This window comes from Rhodopirellula maiorica SM1 (assembly GCF_000346295.1).
In the GTDB taxonomy this organism is placed as follows: domain Bacteria; phylum Planctomycetota; class Planctomycetia; order Pirellulales; family Pirellulaceae; genus Novipirellula; species Novipirellula maiorica.
The window spans coordinates 1-10023 of the sequence record NZ_ANOG01000960.1 but is presented as its reverse complement, the minus strand read 5'-3'; the positions used below and the strand labels follow the sequence as shown (position 1 = coordinate 10023).

6 protein-coding genes are annotated in these 10023 nt (G+C 55.9%); 3 read left to right on the top strand and 3 right to left on the bottom strand.

The features are described from left to right. Positions 1-238: 238 nt before the first annotated feature. Positions 239-2353, bottom strand: coding sequence for a glutamine synthetase III family protein (locus RMSM_RS30740; protein ID WP_390173666.1), 2115 nt, complete (start codon positions 2351-2353; stop codon positions 239-241). 651 nt (positions 2354-3004) lie between these two features. Here RMSM_RS30740 and RMSM_RS30730 point away from each other — a divergent pair. The 3 genes from RMSM_RS30730 (at position 3005) to RMSM_RS30720 (ending at position 7676) form a co-directional block, all read left to right on the top strand. After that, positions 3005-4432, top strand: a complete 1428-nt coding sequence (locus RMSM_RS30730) for a hypothetical protein (protein ID WP_008706722.1) — start codon at positions 3005-3007, stop codon at positions 4430-4432. Positions 4433-4752: 320 nt separating this feature from the next. After that, positions 4753-6270 carry a pyruvate kinase gene (pyk, locus tag RMSM_RS30725; RefSeq protein ID WP_236622372.1) on the top strand — a complete coding sequence of 506 codons (1518 nt, stop codon included), beginning with the start codon at positions 4753-4755 and terminating at the stop codon, positions 6268-6270. Between the two features lie 272 nt (positions 6271-6542). Beyond that, complete coding sequence (locus tag RMSM_RS30720; protein ID WP_008706717.1) at positions 6543-7676, top strand: potassium channel family protein; 1134 nt, start codon at positions 6543-6545, stop codon at positions 7674-7676. Positions 7677-7989: 313 nt separating this feature from the next. Here RMSM_RS30720 and RMSM_RS30715 read toward each other — a convergent pair whose 3' ends face one another. Next, on the bottom strand, positions 7990-9378 hold the full coding sequence (locus RMSM_RS30715) for a DUF1552 domain-containing protein (RefSeq protein WP_008706715.1): 1389 nt from the start codon (positions 9376-9378) through the stop codon (positions 7990-7992). A gap of 88 nt (positions 9379-9466) precedes the next feature. Then, the gene (locus tag RMSM_RS30710; protein WP_008706713.1) at positions 9467-10009 is read right to left on the bottom strand and encodes a DUF1588 domain-containing protein; all 543 of its coding nucleotides are present in this window, start codon (positions 10007-10009) and stop codon (positions 9467-9469) included. Positions 10010-10023: the final 14 nt, after the last annotated feature.

The window sequence follows — 10023 nt, the reverse complement described above, 5'->3', positions numbered from 1 at the left end:
GCTGCGGTCGCCGACGAATTACTGGCCCACCGAAGCGCTCGAACACGACGACGTCGCTACCGCCGTCGCATTCTGGCTAGGCTAAATGTGGGATAGGCTTCCCGTCTGTCATCCAGGATTAGCTGTAGCGAAACTCGCCAAGAGTTTCGTCCACATACCCGCCCCCGAAACTCTTGGCGAGTTTCGCTACGGTTTGACGCGCCGATTTCGCGTGACGTTCTCACGCGTGACGCTTCGGCTACTTGATGAACAACATCTCTTGGTACTTCGGCAGCGGCCAAATGTCATCGGCCACGATCCCTTCGAGTTCGTCAGCGATCTCACGCACCGCATTCATCGCCGGCAACACCACTTCGCCGCAATGTTTGGCGTGTTCGATGAAGCCACCGCCGACAGCGTCGTCCATCTTCTTTTGCAGCAGTGTGATGTTGTCTTGCAACTGCTTCACCAGCGACGTCATCTCATCGAGCGTGTCGGTGTCAAAGTCATAGCCCAACAACTTCAAATTGGTGCAGGTGGCGGCCAATTCATTTTGGTAGCGAACCGCGGCGGGAAAGATCATCGTTTTGGCCATGTTGTAGGTCAATTTGGCTTCGACGTTGATCGACATGCAGTACTGTTCTAGATAAGTCTCAAGCCGACTTTCTAGCTCACGACCTGACAACACGCCGTACTTTTGGAACAACTCAGCCACTTCGGGTGATTGCAGGTACGGCAACGCATCCGGCGTCGACTTCATATTCAACAATCCCAACTTGACCGCTTCGGTATGCCAATCATCCGAATAGCCATCGCCGTTAAACACGACCGAAGAACATTCATTCATGATCTCCGTCAACAACACTTGAATCGCACTATGTAGCGATTCGGGTGTCCCATCGGTTGCCGCTTCCAACTGGGTCGCACAATAGTCCACCGACTCGGCAATGATCGTGTTCATCGCCACCAATGGACCCGCGATCGATTGGTTCGATCCCACCGCTCGGAATTCAAAGCGATTTCCGGTAAACGCAAACGGACTGGTGCGGTTACGATCCCCGGCGTCTTTAGGAAGCGGCGGCAACACGTCCACCCCTACCGTCAACGTTCCTTTTTCGATTGACGAATTCGCGCCGCCAGCCTTGATTTGCTCAAAGACGTCGGTCAATTGATCCCCCAGGAACACCGACATGATCGCCGGTGGTGCCTCGTTGGCACCAAGTCGGTGATCGTTGCTGGCGGTCGCCACCACCGCTCGCAACAAGCCTTGGTACTTGTGTACCGCACGAATCACCGCGGCACAGAACACCAAAAACTGAGCGTTTTCGTGTGGCGTATCGCCTGGGTCCAATAGATTACCCTGAGACCGACTTCCCAGAGACCAATTCACGTGTTTACCCGAACCGTTCACACCCGCAAACGGTTTTTCATGCATCAAACATGTCATTCCATGTTTTTCGGCAAGCCGTTTCAGCGTCGTCATCAGCAGTTGCTGGTGGTCGGTCGCAAGGTTTGCCGACTCAAACATCGGAGCGATTTCGTACTGCCCCGGTGCGACTTCGTTGTGCCGTGTTTTGACAGGAATCCCTAGTTTGAACAGCTCGCGCTCGCTCTCGAGCATAAACGCTAAAACTCGTTCAGGGATCGCACCAAAGTAGTGATCATCAAACTCTTGGCCCTTCGGCGGTTTGGCACCGAACAGCGTTCGTCCGGCGTTCACCAAGTCGGGACGAGCAAAGTAGAAATGTCGGTCGATCAAGAAATACTCTTGCTCGGGGCCCGCAGTCGAAGCGACAAAGGCACCATCATCATGACCGAACAATTTCAGGATCCGCAGAGCCTGCTTGTTCAGTGCCTGCATCGAACGCAACACCGGCGTCTTTTTGTCGAGCGCTTCCCCGGTCCACGAAACAAACGCGGTCGGAATACAAAGCGTTGTGCCGTTGGGGTTTTCTAGAATGTACGCTGGGCTTGTTACGTCCCAAATCGTATAGCCTCGCGCTTCAAACGTTTGCCGAATCCCACCCGTCGGAAAACTCGAACCATCCGGCTCGCCTTGGATCAACTGACTGCCACTGAACTCGGCGATTGAGCCCCCGTCGCCATCGGGCGACAAAAAACTGTCGTGCTTCTCGGCGGTCGCACCGGTCAATGGGTAAAAGACGTGTGCATAGTGAGTCGCTCCCTTGCTGAGCGCCCAATCCTTCATCGCCGAAGCGACCGCGTCGGCCACGGTTGGATCGAGCTTTTCGCCCGATTCAATTGTTTTCATCAGCGACTTGAAAACCGGCTTGGGCAGCCGCTCTTGCATCACCTTTTTGCTGAACACGTTGGCGCAGAACAAATCCTGCATCGGAGTTTCCGAGAAATCCATCGCCGGCGTGCTGGTTTTGTAGCCTGTGACGGCGGCGATTGCCGAGAGCCGCGGACTCAAACCGGGCGGGGTCGCTGCAGAGCCGTTACTGGTTGGTCCACGGGGATTGCTTTTGGTCTCTGCAGTCAGCGTTGTGCTCATCTTAAAATTCCGGCTTGTTTGATAGAAAAGTAAAAAGGGCTTGGACAACTCGCTGCACCGGGGCGGTACCTCCGTCATCCACGTTGGCCCGCGTTCGTCGCAAACCTTGTGCCCGTCCCAAATTTCAGCCTGCCAAACACGGCGATCACGGCTGCGAAATTGGGGGCTGCCGCCTCCGCCGCTGGCGTTTTACGCCATTTGCTCGCTTCGCAAACGGAAAAATGACCTTGCTGGAAATGGCAAAAACGATTCTTACCGTTTTGCCGAATCCCCCCCGCGTGCACCAATTCAAGGCAGCCAGTGCCTAATCCACAGGCACTCCTGTTGGTTCTGCATCTCAGGACAGACTCGGTTTTGCCCACAATTCAGATGGTGAACCCCATTTCATGGTGGGCGGCATGGTTTGTGCTTAGCAAAACTGCGGAATTCTCAAGCAACTCTTCTATCCCACCGCGAAATTGCAGCGAGAGCCTACGCCTCCCCTCCTCCTGACCCTAGCGCTACCGATTCATGCACCGATTCAATCCGACAAAACAATCTCCGAATCCGATGGACACACATCACAAGGCGCTGGATGTGAATTTGGATCCGCGGCGTTACGGCACATTTGCCGAAATCGGAGCGGGCCAGGAAGTGGTTCGTTGGTTCTTTCGCGTCGGCGGTGGCGCAGGCACAATCGCCAAAAGCATGTCTGCCTATGACATGAAGGTTAGCGACGCCATCTATGGCCGTGCTTCACGCTACGTTTGTCGCGAACGACTACAAGCGATGCTTGATTACGAGCACCGCTTGAATCTCGATCGCTTGCGAGACGTTCGCGGTGACACCACCGCCTTCTTTGCCTTTGCCGACACCGTCTCGGCCAGAAACTTTCATGGCACCAATGAGTGCCACGGTTGGATGGGAATCAAATTTCAAGCCCATCCACGCGACGACGATAGCCAAATCATCATCCATGTGCGGATGCTGGACGAGGAAGCGGCATTACAACAAGAGGCACTTGGGATCGTCGGAGTGAACCTTGTTCACGGTGCCTTTGCGCTGCACCATGAACCTGAACTTCTTGTCGATTCGCTGCTTGATGGACTTTCGACATCGCGGATCGAGATCGATATGATCGAGTTTTCCGGGATCGCGTTTCGCCACGTCGACAACCGCTTGATGAGCCTGAAATTGGTCGAGCTTGGACTCAGCGGTGCTGCGATGTTCGCCAGCAACGGTGAAGTGCTGCAGCCATCGGAATTCTTTTACCGTAAACCGATCTTGGTGGAACGAGGCAGTTTTCGCCCGGTCTGTAACGTCAATCTCGACATGTTGCGAGGGGCAAACGAGAAATTTTCGCAGCTGCCAAGCGTCGCAGGAAAAGAAGTCGTTCAAGTGATGGAGATCACCATGAACAACTTGAAAGCCGCAGGCGAAATCGATCTGCGTGACTTCCTCGCTCGCGCCGATGTGATGGCCGCCTGTGGCATGCCCGTTCTGATCTCGGACTATTTTCGCTACTTTCGTTTAGCTGCCTATCTGTCGCGATACACCAAAGAGAGCATCGCGATCACGATGGGGGCCGGCAGCTTGATGGAACTCTTTGACGAGCAGTATTACACCAGCTTAGAAGGCGGCATCCTCGAATCATTTGGCCGCCTGTTCAAGAACGATCTAAAGATCTATTGCTACCCGCTATTAGATCCGCAGACCGGCCAGCTCGTGACGTGCGAAAATCTCGAAGTCAAACCAGAGCTCAGCAAGCTGTACCATTACCTGCTTGACCGTGGCGAGATCAACGCAGTCGAAAGCTACGATCCGGACTGCTTGAAAATCTTCTCACGCGAGGTGCTGCGGATGATCAAAAACGGCGACCCGAGCTGGGAAACGATGGTGCCTCAACCCGTGGCCGAAGTGATCAAAACGAAGAACTACTTCGACTACCAACCTGCTTGATCGAGAGCCCCGAAGTGGTGAGCCCCGAAAAAAAACGGTGGATGGACGCCGCATCAGCGGTCGCCGTTCCCGGTCGTCCACCCTCAAAAAGGTCCCAGAAATCACATCACTCCCAAATCGAAAAATGGCCATTCCGCCGAGTCTCCCCAAAAGCGGCCGCGGCGAGTTTTTTCGATTTGTGCGCATACGCGATCATCGCTTTCCCGTTTATTCAGCCGATAATCGCCTCCAGTGTGTGTCATTCCGGCATTGTCAAGTCGCGCTCGCAATTGTCGCAGCCACCTTATAGATTCTGGACTCTCATCCTTCATTGAATCCAAATGCCCATGTTATCTGAAATGCCCGATACGCTGATTTCTGACACGGTACGTCGTTACCGGCACACTCACTATCGCCACACGAAGATTGTCGCGACTCTCGGACCGGCGACCCAGTCCGACGAAGGCTTAACGCGTCTGATCAATCAAGGCGTCGATGTCTTTCGCTTGAATATGGCTCATGGAACAGGTGAGTGGGCCATCGATGTCACCAAACGAATTCGCCAGACCTCGGATAAAGTCGGTCGTCACGTTGCCGTGATGATGGATGTCAAAGGTCCCGAGATTCGCACCGGTGTGGTGAAAGAGCCGATCGAGTTAATTGTCGGGAACCGAATCCGACTACAAGCTTCATCGAATCCCTTTCCACACGATCCCGATTGCCCCTGTGTTTCGGTCAACTATCCCGACATTTCACGCGATGTCAAAGTGGGTGCGACCATTTTGATCGACAGCGGACTGATCCGTATGCGAATCCTGGACAAGGATGACGACGGCATTCTCTGTGAGGTCGAGACCCCCGGCATGCTGACGTCGCGACGCCACATCAATCTGCCCGGCGTGCACGTCAACCTTCCTGCGGTGACCGACAAAGACAAACAGGACTTACTGGCCGGAGCGGAAGCGGGGATTGATTTCGTCGCGCTCTCGTTTGTTCGCACCGCTGCAGACGTTCGCACCCTGCAAGACTATTTGACAGAGATTGGATCGAGTGCCCGAATCGTAGCCAAGATCGAAGACCAGGCTGGTGTGCAAAACATGGAAGAGATCATCCGCGAATCGGATGGTTTGATGATCGCACGCGGTGATTTGGGGATCGAGATTGATTACCACAAGTTGCCGTTGGTTCAATCGCAGTTGATCGCGGCTTGCCAAAGCGAAGGCAAACCGGTGATCATCGCCACGCACCTGCTCGAATCGATGATTCAATCCCCGATGCCGACGCGGGCGGAAGTATCGGACGTTAGCAACGCGGTTCGTGAACAAGCTGACGCCGTAATGTTGTCAGGCGAAACGACCACGGGCGCCTACCCGTTTGAATCGGTCGAGGTGATGAAGAACATCATCCGCAGCATCGAACCGACCGTCAGCCGTTCACTCAATTCGCTGATCACACTCCGGGAACCCAAATCCAAGATGCTTCGCTCGGCCGCCCTGTTGGCTCAAGAGCTTGGCCAAGCCGGCATCGTGGTCTTTACCCGCAGCGGTTTTCTGGCTTATGTCCTTGCCTCGCTCCGCCCACGCGGCGTTCCCATCTATGCCTTTACCGACGTCGAGGACACCTTCAATCAAATGTTGTTGCTGTGGGGCGTCGAACCCTTCCTGATGGACTTTTCCGATGATCCCGACGTCACGATCGCCAATGCGACCGAACGTTTGCGGCAAAGCGATTGGGTCACCCCTGGCAGCTGGCTCGTCGTGATCACCAACGTGTTGGCGCATGGCAAAGTGGTCGACTCGCTGCAATTGCGTCAAGTCGAAACGACGCCTCCCGCGGCACCCCAGTCCGCCACGAACTAAGCAGATAGGCAGGAATCATTAGGCGAAATCCCATTAGCTGCTTGGACGCTCGCCTCGGTTGAATGCTGGAACCGTGGCTAACGGCTTGTTGATTTAATGAGCCGCTCGCGAGTCAGCCGCCGGGTTCCACGCATTACCCGGTGCCTCACGGCCCTCGGCTCACCAATGCGGTTTGCATTTCGACTAAATCAACAGCCTGTTAGCGACTAATACACGGAAAGACTCCTGCCTAGCTGCTTAGCTCGGCTCCGGTAAAGGAGAAGTGAGCAAACGTGGATCAAAAACGAAACGCCGTCGGTGTGCCCCAACCACCCGACACGCCACCGGTGTCGCAATTGGCGGCGTCACCGCCGCTTCGCCGCATCTTAACCGGCGGCGTGCTTTTTGTGCTTATCTGCATGGTGGCAGTCGCAGGCTACATGGCGGCCGGTTGGCATCTGGACGATGCACTCTACATGGTCGTGATCACGATCTTCGGCGTCGGCTACGGCGAAGTCCATCCGATCGAATCGCCACCGCTACGTGCATTGACGATCATGGTGATCGTCGCCGGCTATGGCTCAGTGATCTATACCGTAGGCGGTTTCATGCAAATGTTGATCGATGGCGAATTGAACCGAGCAATGGGAGCAAGACGAATGACCAAGGGAATTGAGCGACTCAGCAACCACACGATCATTTGTGGGATGGGACGCTTGGGCACGATCCTGGCACGTGAACTCGATGCGGCGGGCAAACCGTTTGTCGCGATCGATTCGGATCTCGAGCGACTGCGTGCTGCCGAAGACCGCGGCTATTTGGTTCTTCACGGCGACGCATCCGAGGAAGACATCTTGGATCAAGCAGGGATCAAACGAGCCAGGAATGTCGCGGCGGTCTTGTCACTTGATGCCACCAACGTGTTTGTCACGATCACAGCACGAGAGATGAATCCGGCCGTCCGCATTATCGCTCGCGGTGAAAACCCGCGCACCGAAAAGAAGCTGCTCGGATGCGGCGCGAACCAAGTCGTGTTGCCTACCGCGATCGGAGCCCAAAAGGTGGCTCAGTTGATCACGCAGCCGACGGCCGAAAGTATCTTGGAACAAATTCAAGAGCAAGGCACGATGCTGGAGGATCTGCGGCGGATCGGGCTACAGTTCAATGAGCTCGAAGTCATCGCAGATTCGGAGCTTTCCGATCATCCGCTCAGCGAGCTAGAGATCCGTGGCAATCATAGCTTTCTGATCGTCGGAGTTCGCCACGCCGACGGCACGATGCAATTAAACCCATCGCCAACGCTGCTACTAAAACCAGGCGACATCGTCATCGTGCTGGGACACGAAGACGATCTCCCCGAGATCGCCCGCCGCTTTCTACGCAAGCAGCCCAAAATGACCTACCGAGGCATCTCGGTCGAGGGCTAGGGCGGTAACCGGAACCTCTTAACGCTGTGAAGCATTTTGTAGCGGTAGGGCGCGAGCCCATTGCCATCGACTTTGGGTAGCGGTGCAACGCAAGCCCAATGTCATCTACTTTGGTAGTGGGACTCGCCAGAGTTCCTAGTGATTCAACAACAAAGATGGGAATTCTGGCGAATCCCACTACTTGAGCAGCCCCCAATGGTTGCCAATGTAGATGGCATTGGCCGGTAGGCGGCAGTTTAATGCCGAAACTCGCGGCGGTGTCTCCGGAAGCATTGCGGCTGCTAAATCCTAGTGACACCATGCCAAATCATGGTCAGGCCATGATTTCGGTGATCTGCTTGGTCGCGATGCCGATCGGCCGGTCTAGCGGCACGCCGGCGCACGCGAGCAGCGTCTTGAGCAGGTCCCCCTGGTTGCCCTTGACGTCGGGCAGGAAACGCCCGGTCTTGATCGAACCGCCACCCTTGCCCGCGACGATGAATGGCAGGTTCTCGCGGCTGTGCCTGTTGCCGTCTTCCAGGCCCGATCCCCACATCATGATGCAGTTGTCCAGCAGCGTGCCGTCACCCTCGCGCAAGCTGGCCATCTTTTTCACCATGTAGGCAAACTGATCGATGTTGAACTTCGTGATCGCTGCCACCTTTCGGACCATCTCTTTTCGATTCTCGTGGTGCGTCTGCGAGTGGTGCTTGTCCGTAAAGCCCAACTCGGGATAAGACACGCCGTTGGGCGTGGACCCGATGTACGTACTGACGCGTGTGGTGTCCGTCTGGAAGGCCAGGACGGTCAAGTCGCACATCACTTGCATGTATTCGCTACGTTTGTCACCCTCGGGAATCTTGACCTCGATTGGCGGCGAATCGCTGGCGTGACGTTTGGCGCTGCGGACGCCCGCCTTCTCCAGAGCCGCCTCCTGTTGGCGGTGCTCGATCGCGACGATGCGACGTTCGACCGCGCGCACGCTATCGAGATACTCATCGAGTTTTTGCCGGTCGGTTGGTGCCAGTGTCCGCCGCAGGTCCCGCGCGCCACCCAACACACGGTCGAGCATTTGTCGGTCGAGTGTGTTTGCCTTCGTGACTCGGCTGGCCTGTCCCTTCTTGCCAAACAGCCGGTTCAGGACGTTTCGGGGATCGATCTCGGCGGGGACGGGCTGCGTGGGCGAGCGGTAGCTGCAGTGCGAGTAGTACGCCTCGTGCAAACCGGCCTGGTTCTCCTTCCATGTCTGCGGCATGGTTGCCAACTCGAGTGAGGGCAGCAATGTCTGAGCACCCACGTAGTTGGCCATGATCTGGTCGGCCGAGATCGCGATGTTGACACGGCTGCGTGTGTCCGCGTCGGGAAGAGTCGCGGTGAGCCAGGTCGACAACTCTAACGCATGCGGCGCGCCGTTAAACGGCGCGATCGGCACGCCAGAAATCCCTTTCATCATCAGACACTGATCCAGGATCGGATGCAGTGACTCGATCGCCGGCGGCGGCGAATCACGGTACGCCTCTGGACTCTTGGGCCAGAACTCATCCATGATCACGCCGTGCGGCATATACATGAACCCGAGCCGTACCGGCGGCTTGGCGACACTGCCACCGGCGGCCCAGCTCGGTGATTTCCAGCCCAGCGATTCCATTAGCGGTAACGCGAGGGAAACGCCGGCGCCTTTTAACAACGTGCGACGATCAACACGAGAACGGTTGGTATTCATGTTTTGACTTTGTGGTGCGATAGCAGTTTTGTAGTGGACTTCGCCAGAAGTCCACTCGTCAAGGATTTCTGGCGAAATCCACTACGCCTTATCCTTTGACTTTCCGGTGCGTAAATAAGTAACTAGTGATAACCTCAGTGATTATCGTCCGCATGCGGTAATCGTCCGGGGCAATTTTGATCATCAGCTGGTCGATCACGACTTCATCATAACCTTCCAGCTGTCGCCCCAGTGCGTAGGCCATCAGCCTTTCGGTCAGATTTCGAGCAAGGTCGACCTTTCGCTTGCTCAGAAGCGCCTTCAGCTCCGCTGGCGTGGAGAAGCTTTCTCCACTGGGAAGTTTTCCGGCTGAGTCGATCTCGACGCCCGAGTCATCCTTATCGCGCCAGCGGCCGATCGCGTCGAAATTCTCCAAACCGAAGCCGATTGGGTCGAAAACCTTATGACAATTGGCGCACGTGGGTTCGGACTGGTGCAACTGCGTCCGCTGACGCAGCGTCAAACCCTTCATGCTTTTTTGCGGCTGATCTTCGAGTTCGGGGACGTCCGGCGGAGGCGGCGGGACGCGTTCTCCGAGCACCTGCTCGAGGACCCAAACACCGCGGCGAACGGGGCTGGTGCGGTTTGGCATCGATGTGGTCGCCA

What these genes read in the sequence shown, in the direction of transcription:
- RMSM_RS30730 (WP_008706722.1), top strand. Translation starts at nt 3,005, where the DNA reads ATGCACCGATTCAATCCGACAAAACAATCTCCGAATCCGATGGACACA.
- pyk (WP_236622372.1), top strand. Translation starts at nt 4,753, where the DNA reads ATGCCCATGTTATCTGAAATGCCCGATACGCTGATTTCTGACACGGTA.
- RMSM_RS30715 (WP_008706715.1), bottom strand. Translation starts at nt 9,378, where the DNA reads ATGAATACCAACCGTTCTCGTGTTGATCGTCGCACGTTGTTAAAAGGC.
- RMSM_RS30740 (WP_390173666.1), bottom strand. Translation starts at nt 2,353, where the DNA reads ATGGATTTCTCGGAAACTCCGATGCAGGATTTGTTCTGCGCCAACGTG.
- RMSM_RS30710 (WP_008706713.1), bottom strand. Translation starts at nt 10,009, where the DNA reads ATGCCAAACCGCACCAGCCCCGTTCGCCGCGGTGTTTGGGTCCTCGAG.